The organism is Bacillus benzoevorans, from assembly GCF_014207535.1.
Taxonomy (GTDB): Bacteria; Bacillota; Bacilli; order Bacillales; family Cytobacillaceae; genus Bacillus_BD; species Bacillus_BD benzoevorans.
Map to the genome: position 1 here is coordinate 291,371 of NZ_JACHGK010000002.1, position 18,029 is coordinate 309,399.

The following is an 18,029-nucleotide window of genomic DNA, read 5'->3' on the forward strand; positions in this document are numbered from 1 at the left end:
GGCTCTTATTTTCATCATTGGTTACTTGTTAAAATAAGGAACCTTTTTCAAAGCTGCACAAACTGGAATGGCAATGACAAGACCTAATATATTTTGAGTGATGTCACCAGGTATCGAAGCTAAAGGGGCAATCCAATTACCGTAGAGAATCACTTCTCCAATGTAATAAACAGCGATCATTACTGGCATGGAAACGATTGCTCCCGTTACATTTAAAGCAAAGCTATTCCCTTTGCTACCCTTTGCCCAAGCAATTTTACCAGCAATCAATCCTTGCAAAGCACGTGCCACAAAGGTGATTGGCGCCCACAACAGCCAGCCTCCTACCATATCAAATAACCCCATGCCCAACGCACCAGCAAGAATCGCTTTTTTAGGACCGAATAAAAAGGCTGAAATAAAAAGCATAGCGGTCCCTAGATGTACTAGACCCCCATTTGCCTTAATTGGCAGTTTAATATTAATAAAAGTAGCTAGAAAGACAAGGGCGATTAACAGCGCTGTCATTATTAAATCAAACGTTTTTACACCCGGCTTTGCATAACTTTGTGTGTTTTCCATCTCTACAGTCCTTTCTGAGTTGAATTTACGTTTACTTTAGCAAGAGACTGGTTTATATAAAAGTTCCATTTTATAAAAATATTTCAGTCCATTTTTTTATTGGCTTTAATATTTTGGCTGATTCTTGGGGGATTTTCGCTATTCTTAATTTGTGGTAAGATGAAATAAGTTTATTTTGATCGGTCATCTGGAGGTTATTATGAAGAAAGTTGCTGTAGTACAGGATTTATCATCTTTTGGAAAATGTTCATTAACCGCTGCCATTCCGGTTCTTTCCGTCATGGGGGTTCAGGTTTGTCCATTACCGACGGCAGTCCTTTCGGCGCAAACCGGTTATCCAAGTTTTCATTGTGAAGATTTTACCTCGAAAATGAAATATTTCATCGATGAATGGAGCAAGATGAATGTCAGCTATGATGGAATCTTTACTGGCTTTGTTACCGGTGAAGAGCAAATCCATAATATTTTCCATTTTCTTGATGAATTCCAAACAAAAGAGACCATTTTACTCGTAGATCCGGTAATGGGGGATAGTGGGGAAGTCTATAAACTTTTTACTGATGAATTGCTGGTCCTCATGAAAGAACTGGTGAAGCGTGCGAATGTGATTACACCCAATGTGACGGAATGCTGTTTATTAACGGGCTTGTCTTATAAAAAGCTGCAGGGCTATGCAAATGAAAAGGACTATTTGAAAGCGCTCGAAAATGCGGGGAATATTTTGCAGCAAGAATCAGGCGCTCAGGTTATCATCACTGGAGTAAATCCACCGTCTGCAGATTCCTTGCGGAAGTTGATCGGCAATATGTATTTGGACGGAAGTAAAACCTTTTATAGTACGATACAGTATAATGGGAAAAGCTATTCTGGTACCGGTGATTTATTTGCCTCTGTGATTATGGGAAGCATGATGCGTGGAGAGAATCTGGAAAAAGCCGTCCAGCTTGCAGAGACATTCCTGACAGCGGCGATCAATGATTCCGCATTGGCGCAAATTCCTCAAGAAGAAGGAGTTAATTTCGAAAAATATTTAGGGATGTTGTTATCGTAAATCTATTTTGTCACGATGACACTGGACTATAACAATTGACTTTAAAAGCTCTCAATCTTGAGAGTTTTTTTATCTATTAATGTTCATTTTTTCAGATTCTTAAGATGAATCTTTAAATTTGCATGACGTACAAAAGTGCTATAATGAAAAATAGTGAAAGAAAGAGTCAGGGGGAGTAAAAATGGAGAGTCAAACATCAAGAACAGGAATCGTTTACACCGCTGGCGCTTATGTCATGTGGGGCTTGCTGCCGCTGTATTGGAAACTGATTCAGAACGTTTCGTCAGAGGAAATTTTGGCACACCGGATCATTTGGTCATTTGTGTTCATGCTGTTCCTGCTGGGTTTCCGCAAGCGTTTGGGACCGTTTTGGGCGGTGTGGAAAAAATTGTTGCACCATCCAAGACCTTTCATCACTTTAATCCTTGCGTCTTTATTAATCAGTGTCAACTGGTTTCTTTACATATGGGCAGTGAATCATGACCATATTATTGAAACAAGTCTTGGCTATTACATGAATCCGTTGATTAGCATTTTGCTAGGCATGGTGGTTTTGAAAGAAAAGTTAAACTTCTGGCAGTTGCTATCAGTTGTTCTTGCAGCTATTGGTGTAACGGTTCTTACCGTTCAATTTGGTTCATTTCCCTGGGTGGCTGTATCCTTGGCAGTGAGCTTCGCCATTTATGGATTGGCGAAGAAGTTGACAAATTTTGATGCAGAGATCGGTTTGACGATGGAAACGCTAGTAATCACACCATTAGCCCTGATCTATCTGTTATTTTTAACAACAAATGGAAGTACTGCATTTGAATTTAGCTCTCTTTCCGACTCATTGCTGTTAATGGGCTCAGGGATTGCGACAGCATTGCCGCTTCTTTATTTTGCAAAGGGAGCAAAGCTTATTCCGCTTTCTATGGTTGGTTTCCTGCAATATATAGCACCAAGCATAAGCTTATTTCTAGGTGTGTTTCTCTATCATGAACATTTCACGAAAGTGCATATGACAGCATTCTTCTTCATCTGGACAGCACTTGTTGTCTTTTCGTTTGCCAAAACAAAGTTTATGGTAAATCTAGAGCCTAAGTTCGGTAAAGATAAATCAGTAAAAGCGTCATAAGCCCGGGGGGACCGGGCTTTATTTACATCTTTATGATTGATTCTCGTCGAATACGCCGGCCGTCGCTTGTAAGGACATTTGTTTTTGCGCTTCTACAACATGGTTACGCACTTCTTTACTGCGTTTTTCCAGCTTGTTTTGATATTCATTATTCCATTCTGCACTAGAAATAGCATTGGCTTGCTCTGTTGTTGAGGTTCCCTTTACCCGTTTCGTCATATTCCATGTCTCCTTTCCAATAATTACTTTCTACAATTTAGGTTTACCGAAACTGATAATTTTATTATTAGAATATAACGGCTCGTTTAGCGCCTGTTATCAATTTTCCTTACAATATATTCTGCATCATTCCCTACACCTAATAATAAGGCTGAGCCGCGGCGAAACTGCCATGGCAAACCGATAAAATACAATCCTTTTATATTGGTGACACCCCGATTATGAATGACCTTCCCTGCTGCATTCATAACACCATCCATCTTTAACCAAGGATAAATCGTTTTATAGCCTGTAGCCCAGATAATATTGTTAACCTTCAGAGATGAAGAGTCTTCAAAAATGACTTCATTTTGTATGCCGCCTGTTACTCCTTTTTTAATCACAATGTCTCTCTTATTTATCGCTCGTTTTAAGTCAAATCCGAATATGGGGTCTCCTTTTTGCTGCATGTATTCTCCTAATACCGAAGTATTTTTTGCTTTTAAAATGCCACATTTATCAAACCACCAGAAGATGCTTTTTCCCCCGATTGCCATGGGTAAGTACTTTAGCTTTCGATTGCAGGCTAAATATGTTTTCCTTTCTTTTGATAATTCAACAGCTATCTGCGCCCCGCTGTTGCCCGCGCCGATAATAAGCACATTTCCAGCAGCCATCTGATTAGGATTCCGATACTCTGACGAGTGCAGTTGATTGATGTCTGTTGACAAATCCTTTGCGAAAGAAGGAATATTTGCTGTTTGAAATGCCCCCGTAGCAATCACAACATTTTTCGCTTGATAGTCATCTTTATTCGTTTTTATTAAAAAATGGTCGTTCATCATTAAGACTTTTACAACCTCTATATGAAAATGAATAGGGATTTTATGTCTTTCCCTATATTTTTTCAGATAAGCAGACATTTCGTCTTTATTAGGTAAGCCTTGTTCTTCTCCTTCAAAGGGCATTCCAGGTAAAGAACTATACATCCGGGGGGTGAATAAAATTAATGAGTCATAGCGGCTTTTCCAACTATCCCCTGCTTCGCCCTCTTTTTCTAATAAAACAAATTTTTGTTTTGTCTTTTTCAGGTAATACGCCACTGCAAGGCCCGCTTGCCCGGCACCAATTACAATTGTGTCGTACATATTTTTCACCTCTATTTATGTTTATATGAACATATACTCATATATTTAGTGTAATTTGTTGTTGTGATCATTTCAATTCCTTTTTAATTTTAATAAAAAAAATATCTTATTTCCCCTGATCATTGATACAATCAAATTTCACACAAAGAAAGTATTGCATCAATACAGAACCCCGTACTGATGCAATATCCCCTACTTCTTATCCAGCCTTATTAACATATACCGATGTTCAATTATTCAACCACCAGTTCTTCATCTGGCAGTGCTCCTGTATAAATAAATACAAAATGACCATCTTCATTTAGATATACTTTAAATTTATCTATATTTTCGATGACAAATCTTTCTTTCTCCCCATTAGTTTTATTATCCATCTCTTCCACCTTTTTAAAATATTCATCCGTATTTCCATATAAATGAGCAATAATCGTATAGGTAAAAAGGTTTATATCAAACGGTACTTGTTCTTCCTCAGGTTTGCCCTCATTGATTTCCACTTGCCGGTTGATTTCGGCAATCAGCTTTTTCGGATCAAAATTGTATTTGTCAATCAATTCTTTTGTGCTAAGTTCTTTATCCCTTTTGATATCATAATTTGCTGTATGAATACCGCCCGGCCCGGGTTTCACGATTTCCATCACAACGGAGATGATTTCATCATTTAAAAACGCTTTAGAATTTATATTAATAGTCAAATTCTGACCATTACCGATCTGACTTTCCATATCCTTTACCAAATTAAAAAATCGATCATTAATTTTTTGTGCCCCTTTTGTATCTATATTGATGACAGGTACTTCATAAACATACCTGGCTATGTCACCATTGGGCGTAGTATCTTCTCGATTGACCTCTTCTTTTATTGTTACAAGGTCATTAATGTCTTTCTCCTGATCAATTTTCGCCGTCTCTTCCGGTTCAGTTGTTTGATTCACCTTTTTATCGTCCTCACAGCTGACTAATAAGGCTAAAGCGATTGCTGACATTATGAGCATCACAAACCATTTCCTCACTTTGTTTCCCCTCCCTGAAATTGATGGTTCAAATCACTTCTATCTTCCTTTATTTTACAACTATTCAAGAAAATTCGATAGCTTAATAGACAAAACATATTTAAATAGGACTTAATGTACACACAAATTTCATTATTGTGAAAAAATTACCTATCGATTACAGAATTTTTTTAGTATAATGATAAAAAAGGAGGGATTTACAATGGAACTAGGTTATAAGACGATTTTGGTGGCTGTAGATGGTTCAAATGAATCAGAAAGAGCTTTTAGAAGAGCGGCTCAAATAGCCAAAAGTAATGATGCAAAACTATTGTTAGTGCATATTATCGATGGACGCGCAATTGCTGCAGTAGATACTTACACTTTCGACTCTCCATTAACTGATAACGATCCTACTGTTTTCATTAAATATGAAAACCACGCAAGAGAACTCCTGGAAAAATATAAAAAGGAAGCAGAAGATGCAGGGCTTAAAGATGTAAACTATTATCTGCAAAATGGCTATCCTAAAGAATTAATCACCGACATTGCTAACGACAACAAGGTTGATTTAGTAGTATGCGGTGCAACTGGTTTAAATGCGTTCGAACGTTTATTGATCGGCAGCGTTTCTGAATATATTACCCGCCATGTAAAATGCGATGTATTACTGGTACGTTCGCAAGAATAGGCTAAAAGATAAATAGTACAGTTTGTTTTCCCTATTATTAAAATTAATACATAATAGGCTTGGGAGAAATTTTGATAGACACTAAATAGGAACAAAGAGAATGGAAGAACTAACTAATTAGGACCAGATACAGACCTGTTTTGGGATGGTATCTGGCTTTTTCTTGTTGATATGGTTTCTATTTATCTCCTCTTCCACGCAGCATACAGTGGCCAATTCCTAATTGGTCTTTTTATGTTTCTCCCAAAGCCGCGTACCTTCTTTAAAACTTACTTCTTCTTTATGTATTTACTGCACCATCATGGCACCTATTACTTTTGAAACGGCTATACTGTATGTTTGTCTCAAGTAATACCACTTTGTTACAATGATTTTAAGTTCGAATATATTTAAGAATGATAGTTATGATTCAATAAATGAGGAGAATTCTCACATGGACGATTTTAAAGAGGAGAAAAATGAAGATCCTTTCGAAGAACCGCTTTTGGAAGATTTTTTACCCAATAAGGAAGATGAACGGTTAATCGAACGGCAGAAAAAACGGAGATCCTTGGCAGCCAAAACGGCAGCCATTATGATATCATTGACCCTAATCGTTACAACCTTGCAAATTTGGCCGCAGCTGTTTAATTTATCTTCGCTTTCCTTTTTGCAAAAATCAGAAGAGCTATCCAAACAGGAGGATATCCAGCAGTATAAAGAAGCCGTTGTTACCATTCAAGATCAGTATGCAAAAGGTACCGGTTTTAATATTTCTAAAAATGGACTTATTATTACTAATCATCATGTGGTTGACGAAATGAAGCCGATCACCATATCCTTTCCGGACGGTCAAATTTTTCATGCATCCATCCTAGTATCAGATCCTGATCTTGATCTGGCCATTTTACGAATAGAAGGAGAAGATTTGCCCTTTATCACGTTAAGCAAGTCCGCTAAATGGAAACCTCATGACCATATTTATGTCATCGGGAATCCCCTGCTCCATACCCAAATTGTCAATGAGGGGAAGATTTTGGACGGTTCTCAGGGCTCAGGAGTATTAATGATTTCAGCACCGGTCTATAAGGGCAACAGCGGCAGTCCGGTGATCAACAGGAATGGTGAAGTAATCGGTGTCGTCTTTGCTAAATCTACAGAAGAACCCATCGGTTATGCCATCCCAATAGAAAAAGTGTTAGAAAAATTGCCAGATCATTTTTTCGCAAATGAATTAAAATGAAAAACAAAGGAGAGCATCCCTCTCCTTGTTACTTATAGTTCATGTATGTTAATGGGCGAACCGGTTGAAGTATGTTCGTTTACCCATTCAAGAGACATCTTAGAAACGACTGACCAATTTGGAATTTGGCTGCTATGTTGTTCTACCCAGCTCATACAATATTGCGGGTCTATTCCCTTTTCCAGACATTGCGTTAAGAACGCCTGAATGGTTTCCTCATTACAGTTTTCCCACGAACTACATGTTTCGCCCCAAATCCGCTCCATTGCCTGTTTGCTATCGATTGTCATATTTGATTCCTCCTAGATTAAATTGAAACAAAATCAGTTTGTCCAAGGAGAAAGAAATATATTTACCGCTAACATACTCTCCGCGTCCTAAATTTAATTAATTCGTTCTTATTTCATGTGTATCGATACTTTTTAGTAATCGGAAGATCTCAAGTAAAAGAATGTTCATTTATTCTCCATCTTTTTAGGAAACACGAATCGTTTTTGACCTGCGTAATTCAATAATGTATATAATATCGTACTAGTGAGAACGGCTATGTCTGTTTTCATGCCGGCACTTATGGAATGCTGCTGGCTGAGAAGCAGCGCAACAATGTTTTCACCTAAATAATAAGAGACAAAATAGCACAACAAAATAACGGCTATAAACCGAAATATGCTTTTAGTTATCGAATGGCTGCTTTTAAATGTAAAACTTCTGTTCAAAAAGAAACTGACACAGGCCCCAATCGTGTTCCCTAGAAAAGTTGCTGCCCAGTAGGAAAAACCCAGTCCATGCAAAAAGAGGTACATACATGTTAAACCAACCATTGTATTAATGATGCCGACCAATAAAAAACGAATAAATGGATATCTCATCTTTACACCTTATACCGTAATGTCATTGAGCATATCTTTTTAGAATGAATAGGGGTGAAAGGGTTTTTTTCAACCTAATATCTTGGACGCCTTTTCACCTCATGATATATTTTTCCAAAATATTCACCGATTACTCCCATTCCCAATAACTAAAGTCCGCCTGTGAATGTATATTTTTTAATAGATTTCTTTTATAAAAATAAAATTCTTATGAAGCTCACTTTCATCGATCGAAATCCTATTCGTTAAATCTTTCGTTCTCAGTACAAACTCTTTTACCCCGATGAATTCTGATTCAGCAATCAGGTAAAACCGTGTCCCCTTTTTATAACCATTGAACTGTTTTTTTAGTACATATAATTTCATAGGATAACCTCTTGTGTTGAAAATTCAATCTCAAAAACACTTATGATAATAGTTATTCGACTAACTTCTTTTAAGCTCAATCTTAGCCTTCCTCTCATATAACCTATTATATATTTTACTCGAAATGAAGCGAAAAACAGCATTTTTCCATGTTATAATCCTTCTGTAAGGATATTCCAATTAGGGAGGGAAAATTTTGCGAAGACTATTAATTCTAACAGCCATTGTATTGGTCTTATTTTTAACTGCACCCATGTCAGGACTCGCGATAGGAACATTTAAAGATGTATCCTATAACTACACATTCCTTGAAGAAGTTGAATTTCTTTCTTCTAAAAAGATCATCTCAGGATACGAAGACGGAACTTTCAAACCATACAACTCGGTTACACGTGGGGAGGCCGCCATTATGATTGGACGTGCTCTAGAGTTAGATGGTGAACCAAAGAATACGAAGTTTCGCGATGTAACCTCAAATGTAACAGGTTCCGGCTATATTGCTTCAGCTATTGAAAAAGGAATTATAACGGGATACTTAGATGGTACCTATCGCCCTTATGAAAAAGTGACACGCGGGCAAATGGCCATATTATTAAATCGAGCGTTTCGTTTAACCGATAGTCATCCGGAAAACAAATTTATTGATATTTCTTCTAATATGTCAGCCTATCAATCTATTATAAATGCATCTGCCCTTGGGATAGCAAAAGGATTCTCGGACGGATCATTCCGCCCAGAAGTAATCTTAAACCGAGGAGAGTTCTCGGCATTTCTGGCCCGTGCCATCGAACCTTCACTTCGAGTCGCTGAAACATTCGCAGTCGAGTCTATTTCAGGCTGGGAACCCGGTCCTTCGATGGAAGCAGTAGACATTGATCATGAATGGGTCATCATGTTTAATGATGAAGTGGACTGGAGCAATAAATCACAATATATCTATGCGGTACGCGAACGTGATAATAAACGAATTAACCTTTATATTGAAAAAGATGGACGAAAATCACTCAAATTTCGTTTAGACAAACAATTTAATTTTGGTGAAACCTACTCGCTATTCATTACCAAAGATGTTGCATCTACTGCGGGACATTCTTTAGCTGAACCTTTACAGTTAAAATTTCAGATCAATCAGCCTGATTTTAATCTAAAAAAGATAGTCGAGCAGGATGGAATGCAGTTTGATTTCCAGTTAGATCAGTCGAATGAAAAGATTTTTACAAAGGTGACAGCCACTAATACTACCAGTGAAACCATTCCATATATAGGATTTAGTAGTTGTGATAAGGGATTGAATGGCGCACTGTTTATTGACACTAAGGATGGACCAACCACAGTAGGTAGTCAATGGATGACGATATATGGTGGGTGTTTGACTTACCTTCCACAGTACCAGCTTCAGCCTGGAGCCTCGATTGAATTAATGACAGTGTTTTATCCGCCAACGGAACCGGTAAATGGTGAGCTTTATGTGAAAGTCATATTTCAAAGGGGAACTTCTTCGAACGATTATTCATATAGTCCGATCGAAATTTTTATTCCATTAGAAGAGTTTGATGGAAAGTAATTATTAGGGAGAGATATGAAACAAACGATTAAGCTTAGTCTATTAATTTCACAACTGATATTTATCATCTTATTACCGATTTGGCTTGAATTAACCCTTTATCTGCATCCCATTGTCATCGGTGTTGTATGGTTTTTGATTACGATCCTTATTTTATTTAGTTTTTGCTATATAAAAAGGGAAAAATTACAGTTATCAAAACACATCCTGCAAATGATGACCTTTTTATATACTGGAGGATTGATCGTCTTATTATTTTTCAGGCCAGGCGGCCAAAGTTACGGGGGAATCAATCTGATTCCCTTTGATACGATCCGTTTTTATCTGACCGGCCATGTCCATTTCTTAATCGCTTTTTATAATTTAGGAGCAAATATTGCTTTATTTATTCCTTTTGGGTTGTATTACAGATATGCGGCTAAGACACCGCATCTGAAACACTTGCTTATCCTCGCCTTTTGTGCTGTCGGCATGATTGAATGTCTGCAATTTTTAACCAAAAGAGGAAGCCTTGACATTGATGACTTAATGCTAAACATACTAGGTGTGTGCCTTGGGTATCTCATCCATCCATTTTTGCATAAAGTCCTTGTTATCAAATAAGATAATCCCTTGTTTTATTTCATTTGTTCCAATATGCATAACTTTTTCTACTTTAGCAAAAAATTTCAGAAAAGGAGTGATGCAATTTGGAAAAAAAGGAAGATTTTCTTACAACAGCACCAAAAAGAGAACAAATGACAATAGAAAATGGATCAATATTTCCGAATTTAAAAAATGTGCCGGGAGATTCTGTCAATAAGCATCAAGAGCTTGTAGAAGCCAATGTCATTATTACCGGCGATGAAATAAAACAACAAAACGAAAATCTATAAGAAGAGCCAGATACCATCTAATTTTTGGATAGTATCTGGCTCTTTCTAACTTTTATTAAAATGATATTTCAAGTTACGATTTTAACTCAATTAAATACAGTGGATTGCCTTCCGGATCAGTGAAGTTTGCAATTCGGGTTGTCGCTTCTTCGATAATTGGATGGAATGCAACACCACGTGATGTTAACAGCTTAACAACGGCATCTAAATCTTGCACCTCCAATCCAATCTGCACGCTGCCTGATGTAACATGATGAGAATCTTGCCCTTCACGAGGATGCAGCAGCCCAATAGACATTCCTGGTGCTTCGATTTGCACTAAATGACCTTCTACTTGAAATTGCACCTTAAATCCAAGGGTCTCTACATAAAAATATTCTGCCTTTTTTAAATCATCGACAATTATCGTTACACTGCTGCTTTTGAACATGGTATATTCCTCCATTTTTTCAATCTTCTTATATTATATTTTATCCTTTAGTTATTATCCATTGCTTGAACTTGAACAACAACTTTATAATAATGAAGAATAATTATATTGAATAGAACAGGAATAGATAATATGATCGTAACAACAGCAGGACGTGCGACAAGTCAATTAGTTGCCATAGCAAAACAGCTGGCTGCATCCTATGATTTACTATTTAAAGAGAGAAATGGCGTTTCCCTTGAGACGATGAAAAATCAGTATCACGATGATCTGGTAGTCGTGGGAAAAAATAAATTATTTATCGCCACGCTAAATGAAGCAGAAAATATCTTTTTCCACCCCAATTTGGCGATGGTACGGGCAAAAAGAATGTTAAACGGTGAAGAGGACCCGCTTATAACAGCTGCAGGTCTTAAAGAAGGAATGTCTTTCTTAGACTGCACATTGGGTCTTGCATCAGATAGTGTCATAGCCAGCCTTGCTGTTGGGGAAAGCGGCTCTGTTACTGGTTTAGAAGGCAATTCCTTATTATACTTGATCGTGACGGAAGGTCTCGCTGCATGTTCAAGCGGCAGTCTGCATTTCGATCAAGCAATGAGAAAAATTAAGACTATACACACTGATCATTTTTCATTTCTCCAACAGGCAGACACGAACTTCTTTGATTTTGTTTATTTTGACCCAATGTTCCATTCGACCATCGACACATCAAACGGCATTCAATCCATTCGGGGACAGGCCCTAATGACAGAGTTAACGCCAGAACTCATTACCGAGGCCAAACGTGTGGCAAAAAAGCGCGTGATATTAAAAGACCATTGGAAAAGTGAACGATTTCGTACATTAGGCTTTCAGCGATTAAAAAGAAAAACCTCCCAGTTTCATTACGGGATCATTGAATAAGCGCTAGGCACCATCCAAAAATGGAAAGTGCTTATTCCTTTTGCACTATTAACCTTTTAGTGACCGTCACCTCTTATTTTCCTGACTGACGGGCACTATCATCCCCCCCACAGAGTGAAGCCAAGCTCCACGATCCCTCTAAGCACCTAAAATCCAAAATATCAATCATAATATTTTATTGTTGTTCCAGAATACCTTATAATAAAATTGTTTCGCCAGCATGTTTACATATTAAAATATAGAAATGAAGGTTAACTATGAAAGTCTCGAAAAATATCGTCCTGTTTATGTTAATGCTTACTATGTTTATCACGTTTAATTCTTTTGGACTCATTATCCCAGTGATGCCGACCTATTTGAAAACATTCGGGGCAGCGGGACAAGTGTTAGGCTTCATTATTGCGCTTTTTGCTTTTGGACAATTTTTGTTTTCTCCCCTTGCCGGTACTCTATCGGATCGTTATGGGAGAAAAAAGTTAATTATTTTCGGACTTTTTGTTAACGGCCTTTCACAAATTATGTTTGGTTTGTCGACAGAAGTATGGATGTTATTTGCTTCGCGTTTTATCACAGGGTTCGGTACCGCGTTTATCGTGCCTCCTGTTATGGCCTACGCGGCGGACCTGACAACAAATGAAGAACGCGGGAAAGCAATGGGCTGGCTTGGCGCTGCCATTTCACTCGGGTTTATGATTGGACCAGGAATTGGCGGGATCCTGTCAAATGTCACTTTAAGATTTCCCTTCTATTGCGGCGGTATCGCAACCATTATCGTCGGGATGATCGCCATCCTTGTTCTGCCAAATATCAAACCCGCGATTCAAGTGCAGACAAAGAAAGAAAATCTTATCCAGCAAATGGCCCGCTCCATCAAAACGAGCTATTTTGTCTTATTGATCGTCGTCTTTGTCTTCCAATTTGGGATTGCAAACTTTCAATCAACACTAACGATGTTTTTAACGTATAAATGGGATTACACGCCAAATGATATCGCCGTCGTCTTGATCGCAGGCAGCGCTGTTGGAGTAATCATACAAGCCTTTGCAATTAATCATTTGATCCACTTGTTTGGTGAAATGAAAATCATTCTGTTAAGTTTATTAGTTGCCGCGTTTAGTTTGTATGGAATGCTTTATGTTCACGGCTTCTATATCATACTATTGGGTGCCACCATATTCTCGACAGCTACTGCCTTAATCCGCCCAGCCGTTAATACGTTAATTTCGAAAACAGCTGATCATGAGCAGGGCTATGCTGCCGGGATGAACAATGCCTATATGAGTTTAGGCAATATGATTGGCCCGGCATTAGCAGGGACACTTTTTGACTGGCATATGAATATTCCATTCACTTTTGGCTCACTTATTTTACTTGGATGCTTCTTTATTACTTTTGCTTGGACGAAAAAAACTACCATACAGCAGCAGTCAGCATAATTTACAGGGGCAGTTCTTTTGTTTCATCTAGATGATAAACAGAAGAACCGTCGTTAAAGTTTTTTTTGGCTGCTGTTGTGCAAATGAATCACTAAATAAGAAACAGTTCCCTTTATGCTTTAATCGATAAAAATAGCCGGCAACCATTTGCCGGCTATTTCAAATTTAGACCTTCTATTAAGATGTTGATATTCCTTACTTCATTCCTAACGCGATTTTGGCATAGCGGGACATCATATCTTTATTCCAAGGTGGACTCCAAACAAGATTAACATTTGCCGCATTTACTTCCGGAACATCCTTTACGGCCTCCTGCACTTGGGTGACGATCATCCCCGCCATTGGACAGCCCATCGAGGTTAACGTCATATCAATCCAAACGATGCCGTCATCATCTAGTTTCATATCATATATTAACCCTAGATTGACGATATCCACGCCAATTTCAGGGTCAACGACATTTTCCAAAGCTTCCATAATGCGATCCTTTAATTCTTGCTCCATTTCATTCAGCTCCTCACAAAATATGCTCTCTCTATCCTAACAGAAATGATAAAAAATAAAAAATTTTATTAACACAATTTTTCAATTCAATGGTTCGAACCTTGTAGACAAAGGATTAACTTAACACTTACTTTTGCAATACATGTTCTTTAACACTTTCCTGATGGCCGCTTTCAGCATCTAAAGACTGCAGATTTTTAATCGAAGGAAATAAATACATCCATAATCCCGCGACTGCCAGGGTTCCAATCCCGCCAATGACAGCTGCAGCCTTCGCACCTGTGAAACCAGCAAGCATCCCTGATTCAAATTCACCTAATTGACTCGATGTCCCGATGAATAACGAATTGACCGCATTGACGCGTCCCCTTAATTCATCCGGTGTTTGCAATTGAACAAGCGAAGAGCGAATCACCATAGATATACAATCAGAGCCTCCGACAAAGGCTAAAGCTATTAAAGATACAGTCAAGTTCGGAGATAAGGCGAACACCATCGTGGCCAAGCCAAACACCGCCAGTGCCGCAAATAACTTCAGTCCAACCGCTTTTTGCAAAGGAAAATAAGCGAGAAAAATCGAGACAATTAAAGCTCCGATTGCGGGTGCTGTTCTCATTAATCCCAAGCCCCAAGGACCAGTTTGCAGAATATCCTGAGCAAAAATAGGCATAAGGGCAGTTGCACCCCCAAGCAGGACAACGAAAAGATCAAGTGAAATCGTCCCCAGAATCACCGGACGGCTAAAGACAAATTCCAACCCAAGAAAAAGAGAACGCATCGTGATGGGTTCTGCCATTGCCGGGCTTGTCCGTTCTACGCGGATAATATACGTAAGCAACGCTGAAACCAGCAGGGCAATGGCAGCTGTAATATATACAGAAACAGCGCCAAAGGCAAACAGAAGTCCGCCCACTGTCGGACCTAATATCAATGCCGTTTGAATGCCAGTCGTATTCATCGATATGGCTTGTGGTAAAATACGCTTCGACACGATCTGCGGCAGGAGTGCTGAAGAAGTCGGACCTTCAAAAGCACGGCATGCGCCGATCACGGCTGCCGCCAGCAAAATTTCGCCGCGTCCAAGCCAGCCGCCAAGATTTGCCCATAGCAAATACACAGCCGCCAATCCTTCAATGATTAAACTAATATAAACAATCCTGCGCCGATCAAAGCGGTCTGCAGCTTGACCGACAAATAAGGTTAAGAGCACCATCGGAATAAATTGAGCCAGCCCAACAAAACCAAGGCTGAAAGCATCTTGGGTGATATCATACATTTGCCAGCCAATAGCAACCGACAACATTTGAAAAGACGCAGAGGATAAAACACGCGCAAGCCAAAATTTTCCGAAAGAGGTTTGTTTTAGTAAAGAATGACGATTTATTGAACTAGACAAGAAGAGTTTCACTACCTTTTTTTTGCTTATTTTATTATATGAGTTTTTATTATACTACTGAGTTTTTCCTCTTACCACTTAAAAGCTTTTGGGTGTGAATGTGCTTAGAGGGATCGTGAAGCTTGGCTTCACTTTGTGGGAGGATGTGTTTACAGGGGAATTGTAACGGCGTGCTTGAACTACAAAAAAAACCGAAGTTCTTTAATTAAGCTTCGGTTACGTTATTATAGAGTAGAGACAAGTTCTTTAAAAATAGCATTCCTGTTTACAACCTCTTGAAATACGCTGCGGTCATCTATTATCGCTGGATGATAGGGGTAGCAATTTTCATGAAAAAGGATCGTCAAAGTAACAAAACAGCACAAAGGGCTACCGTGCCTAGAGCCATTAATAGTAAACCAATAATAGAGCTAACAAAGCACAAGTTTTGCGTAGATCCCATTTCTAATAGTCCTTCTTCTATCCCTTTATATATGCTCTCTTCCGGATTGGTATGTTTGGCTGATTCAGCTTCCACTTTTAGTTTTGTTTTTACCTTTTGCATCTTTTTTCCCCACATTTTCGGTAATCCCATAATGATGAGCGCCGTTGCCCAAATGATAATAGGCACCAATAACCATGACATGCAATCCACCTAATTTCAAATATTTTCAACCTCTTATCAACAACTTTTTACTGAAATGTTAAATCCATTAATTTTTAACCCACTGCCGGGTTATTTAAAGTTTTGATTTTCTAATACGGCGATCCGGTCATTCGTTGAGTTGGCAATCTGTTTCGTGTATTCAACCAATTCCAGAATGGTATGGCAGCATTGTTTTGCACCGATTACGAGCAGGGGCACACCAATGACATCTATTTTTAATCCTCTTGAAAAAAGCCCTCCCATCGTCATCGAAAATGGAACAGCATGTGAAGTATTAGAAAAAATAATCTTTTCATGACCTTGATATCTTTCTTGTAATAATAAGCTTAAGTTTTTTAAAGATTCGACATAATATTTCGTAGATTTACGACCCCGGCCTATTGTATAAACAGGGTGTCCATCCTCATCAATTCCATGAAAAATAAACTTACTAAAATCCGCTCTTGTTAACTTATTAAAATAGTCAACATTTAGTATTTCTTCTTTGCTCAGCTGTCGTCCCGTCGGCAATTTTTTTAAATGATATGCTGCTGCCAGGGAAGTCGTATGTGTCCCACCATAATCATTGTAAATAAATATCATGGTATCATCCTTCTAAGTATTGGGATTTGTTTAATATTTTTCCTGCTTATTTTCTTTGCAAACGGCTGCGGGATGATTTTGTATCTTGTCTATAAGATAATAGGGTTGTTTTTAAGGAAGCATAACTGCCAATCGCTGCATAGCCATAGAAAAAACCCATGAACACACCAGCCCAAAGACTGCCCTTATGACTAATAAAAATCGAAATAAACAGTCCTAATAGTAATGCGATTAAAGGAACATATTTTTTTGGTGTTTTAAAAATTAGTTTTAACACTTGAGTCAAAATGATGATGATTGGAATGGCGATAACGGCATCCCAAAAGTTTGTATGTATGGTCGGAAAGGGCAAATCATCACCACCTTCTTTTTTATTGACACAGCTACTATAATGCAGTTGAAAACTTTATTACAGCTATGACTAAATTATGTACTTCATACTTAATTTGCTCCAAAGCTTCATTATTATTACTTTTTCTCCCTATAAAAATTTGGCGGCTATTTAAATAGAGTTTAGCCGCTCCGGCTAAACCCTTTACATACGCCAATCTAGTTGATTTTAGTAATTCCGCATACTGTTCCATTGATTCGGGGATCTGTCAAAAACAACTGTATTTTCATTGTTGTAGCCATAATCCCTTTCCGCAGCCATGGCGGCAGCCTTCGTTACATGAACAGTGCCAAATGGATGGTTAGGAGGAGCATATATCGAGTAGAGTTTTAGCGGAATATTGCCTGTATTTGTTACATTGTGCCATGTTCCAGCAGGGACCATAATGGCAGAATCATCACCGACGTTTCTGACAAAATTTAAACGATCTCGGCTCTTCCCCATTTGCACAGTCCCCTGGCCTTGTTCGATACGTAAGAATTGATCAACGTTAGGATGCATTTCCAATCCGATATCTTCGCCGACCTTGAGGCTCATTAAGGTCACTTGCAAATGAGGACCCGTCCATAAAGCCGTACGGTAATTATTGTTTTGCTTTGAAGCCTCATTAATATTAACAGTAAACGGATTTGGTCCATAATCCCTTAATGCAATCCGGTCATCACCACGGAAAGATGGAAAAGCTGCATTACTGTTTACATGGCCTGCATTTTCAGGAGTCCAGTAAACAGGCTGCCTTTCATAGTTATACATCGGTGCATTTGCATAATATAGATGTTGCTGTGGATACATATTTGGGATATAATTCATTATTTTTCAACCCCTTCTTGATTTACACTTGAATGATCCATCACTATGCGTTATTGGTGTTTAATAACCCCTTAAGCTTGCTCAATAATAAGTAGTGAAATAACCTATCCTTTTTTCATTATTTAGACTATGACCAATATTCAGGTTTGTGCAGACACCCGCCCACTGTTTCGGAGTTTTATCATCCACTGTCTAAATCGTGATGGACTAAAGTCAGAAGGTCTCTTCCATATTGAAAGAGACCTGAATTGAAAACATTATTTCGATAGAACCTTGA

Annotated in this window: 23 protein-coding genes; 9 read left to right on the forward strand and 14 right to left on the reverse strand. The window is 38.4% G+C overall.

The genetic code is table 11. The features are described 5' to 3' along the window. Nucleotides 1–21 precede the first annotated feature (21 nt). Complete coding sequence (locus HNR53_RS04715; RefSeq protein WP_184523348.1) at nucleotides 22–561, reverse strand: ECF transporter S component; 540 nt, start codon at nucleotides 559–561, stop codon at nucleotides 22–24. A gap of 199 nt (nucleotides 562–760) precedes the next feature. Between HNR53_RS04715 and HNR53_RS04720 the strand changes: the two genes are divergently transcribed. Further along, on the forward strand, nucleotides 761–1,612 hold the full coding sequence (locus HNR53_RS04720) for a pyridoxamine kinase (RefSeq protein WP_184523350.1): 852 nt from the start codon (nucleotides 761–763) through the stop codon (nucleotides 1,610–1,612). 181 nt (nucleotides 1,613–1,793) lie between these two features. Beyond that, the gene (gene rarD / locus HNR53_RS04725) at nucleotides 1,794–2,729 is read left to right on the forward strand and encodes an EamA family transporter RarD (RefSeq protein WP_184523352.1); all 936 of its coding nucleotides are present in this window, start codon (nucleotides 1,794–1,796) and stop codon (nucleotides 2,727–2,729) included. A gap of 30 nt (nucleotides 2,730–2,759) precedes the next feature. Here the strand turns inward: rarD and HNR53_RS04730 are convergent, their stop codons facing one another. The 3 genes from HNR53_RS04730 to HNR53_RS04740 all read right to left on the reverse strand — a co-directional run bounded on the left by HNR53_RS04730 (nucleotide 2,760) and on the right by HNR53_RS04740 (nucleotide 5,088). Continuing rightward, a complete protein-coding gene (locus HNR53_RS04730) occupies nucleotides 2,760–2,948 on the reverse strand; it encodes a hypothetical protein (protein ID WP_184523354.1) in 189 nt (62 codons plus the stop codon). A gap of 86 nt (nucleotides 2,949–3,034) precedes the next feature. After that, nucleotides 3,035–4,075, reverse strand: coding sequence for a flavin-containing monooxygenase (locus HNR53_RS04735; protein ID WP_184523356.1), 1,041 nt, complete (start codon nucleotides 4,073–4,075; stop codon nucleotides 3,035–3,037). 233 nt (nucleotides 4,076–4,308) lie between these two features. Next, the gene (locus tag HNR53_RS04740) at nucleotides 4,309–5,088 is read right to left on the reverse strand and encodes a hypothetical protein (protein ID WP_184523358.1); all 780 of its coding nucleotides are present in this window, start codon (nucleotides 5,086–5,088) and stop codon (nucleotides 4,309–4,311) included. Nucleotides 5,089–5,290: 202 nt separating this feature from the next. Here HNR53_RS04740 and HNR53_RS04745 point away from each other — a divergent pair, with 202 nt between their 5' ends. Together HNR53_RS04745 and HNR53_RS04750 are read left to right on the forward strand one after the other, a co-directional pair. Then, entirely contained in the window at nucleotides 5,291–5,758 is a 468-nt protein-coding gene (locus HNR53_RS04745; RefSeq protein WP_184523360.1) for a universal stress protein, read from the forward strand. Between the two features lie 433 nt (nucleotides 5,759–6,191). Further along, entirely contained in the window at nucleotides 6,192–6,980 is a 789-nt protein-coding gene (locus tag HNR53_RS04750; protein ID WP_184523362.1) for a S1C family serine protease, read from the forward strand. 32 nt (nucleotides 6,981–7,012) lie between these two features. Here the strand turns inward: HNR53_RS04750 and HNR53_RS04755 are convergent, their stop codons facing one another. The 3 genes from HNR53_RS04755 to HNR53_RS04765 form a co-directional block, all read right to left on the reverse strand. Beyond that, nucleotides 7,013–7,270: a hypothetical protein gene (locus HNR53_RS04755; protein WP_184523364.1), complete on the reverse strand. Its 258-nt coding sequence runs from the start codon at nucleotides 7,268–7,270 to the stop codon at nucleotides 7,013–7,015. A 165-nt stretch (nucleotides 7,271–7,435) separates the two neighbouring features. Continuing rightward, the gene (locus tag HNR53_RS04760) at nucleotides 7,436–7,849 is read right to left on the reverse strand and encodes a GtrA family protein (protein ID WP_184523366.1); all 414 of its coding nucleotides are present in this window, start codon (nucleotides 7,847–7,849) and stop codon (nucleotides 7,436–7,438) included. Between the two features lie 177 nt (nucleotides 7,850–8,026). After that, nucleotides 8,027–8,215, reverse strand: coding sequence for a hypothetical protein (locus HNR53_RS04765; RefSeq protein ID WP_184523369.1), 189 nt, complete (start codon nucleotides 8,213–8,215; stop codon nucleotides 8,027–8,029). A gap of 196 nt (nucleotides 8,216–8,411) precedes the next feature. Between HNR53_RS04765 and HNR53_RS04770 the strand changes: the two genes are divergently transcribed. From HNR53_RS04770 to HNR53_RS04780, 3 genes are all read left to right on the forward strand, one after another. Further along, nucleotides 8,412–9,779: an S-layer homology domain-containing protein gene (locus tag HNR53_RS04770; protein WP_184523371.1), complete on the forward strand. Its 1,368-nt coding sequence runs from the start codon at nucleotides 8,412–8,414 to the stop codon at nucleotides 9,777–9,779. Nucleotides 9,780–9,794: 15 nt separating this feature from the next. Further along, complete coding sequence (locus HNR53_RS04775) at nucleotides 9,795–10,382, forward strand: VanZ family protein (RefSeq protein WP_184523373.1); 588 nt, start codon at nucleotides 9,795–9,797, stop codon at nucleotides 10,380–10,382. 86 nt (nucleotides 10,383–10,468) lie between these two features. Further along, nucleotides 10,469–10,654 (forward strand): hypothetical protein, encoded by a 186-nt coding sequence (locus HNR53_RS04780; RefSeq protein ID WP_184523749.1) that lies wholly within the window; start codon nucleotides 10,469–10,471, stop codon nucleotides 10,652–10,654. A gap of 73 nt (nucleotides 10,655–10,727) precedes the next feature. Here HNR53_RS04780 and HNR53_RS04785 read toward each other — a convergent pair whose 3' ends face one another. Then, nucleotides 10,728–11,084: a VOC family protein gene (locus HNR53_RS04785; protein ID WP_184523375.1), complete on the reverse strand. Its 357-nt coding sequence runs from the start codon at nucleotides 11,082–11,084 to the stop codon at nucleotides 10,728–10,730. 132 nt (nucleotides 11,085–11,216) lie between these two features. Between HNR53_RS04785 and HNR53_RS04790 the strand changes: the two genes are divergently transcribed. Beyond that, the gene (locus tag HNR53_RS04790; protein WP_184523377.1) at nucleotides 11,217–11,987 is read left to right on the forward strand and encodes a class I SAM-dependent methyltransferase; all 771 of its coding nucleotides are present in this window, start codon (nucleotides 11,217–11,219) and stop codon (nucleotides 11,985–11,987) included. A 257-nt stretch (nucleotides 11,988–12,244) separates the two neighbouring features. After that, nucleotides 12,245–13,423: an MFS transporter gene (locus HNR53_RS04795; RefSeq protein ID WP_184523379.1), complete on the forward strand. Its 1,179-nt coding sequence runs from the start codon at nucleotides 12,245–12,247 to the stop codon at nucleotides 13,421–13,423. Between the two features lie 195 nt (nucleotides 13,424–13,618). Here the strand turns inward: HNR53_RS04795 and HNR53_RS04800 are convergent, their stop codons facing one another. The 6 genes from HNR53_RS04800 to HNR53_RS04825 form a co-directional block, all read right to left on the reverse strand. Next, nucleotides 13,619–13,927, reverse strand: coding sequence for a metal-sulfur cluster assembly factor (locus HNR53_RS04800; RefSeq protein WP_184523381.1), 309 nt, complete (start codon nucleotides 13,925–13,927; stop codon nucleotides 13,619–13,621). 127 nt (nucleotides 13,928–14,054) lie between these two features. Beyond that, nucleotides 14,055–15,323, reverse strand: a complete 1,269-nt coding sequence (locus tag HNR53_RS04805) for an MFS transporter (RefSeq protein WP_221452217.1) — start codon at nucleotides 15,321–15,323, stop codon at nucleotides 14,055–14,057. A 343-nt stretch (nucleotides 15,324–15,666) separates the two neighbouring features. Next, complete coding sequence (locus HNR53_RS04810; RefSeq protein WP_184523383.1) at nucleotides 15,667–15,948, reverse strand: hypothetical protein; 282 nt, start codon at nucleotides 15,946–15,948, stop codon at nucleotides 15,667–15,669. Between the two features lie 90 nt (nucleotides 15,949–16,038). Next, nucleotides 16,039–16,551: a DUF3189 family protein gene (locus tag HNR53_RS04815; RefSeq protein ID WP_184523385.1), complete on the reverse strand. Its 513-nt coding sequence runs from the start codon at nucleotides 16,549–16,551 to the stop codon at nucleotides 16,039–16,041. Between the two features lie 46 nt (nucleotides 16,552–16,597). Then, the gene (locus HNR53_RS04820) at nucleotides 16,598–16,903 is read right to left on the reverse strand and encodes a hypothetical protein (RefSeq protein WP_184523387.1); all 306 of its coding nucleotides are present in this window, start codon (nucleotides 16,901–16,903) and stop codon (nucleotides 16,598–16,600) included. Between the two features lie 207 nt (nucleotides 16,904–17,110). After that, a complete protein-coding gene (locus HNR53_RS04825) occupies nucleotides 17,111–17,752 on the reverse strand; it encodes a cupin domain-containing protein (protein WP_184523389.1) in 642 nt (213 codons plus the stop codon). Between the last annotated feature and the right edge of the window lie 277 nt (nucleotides 17,753–18,029).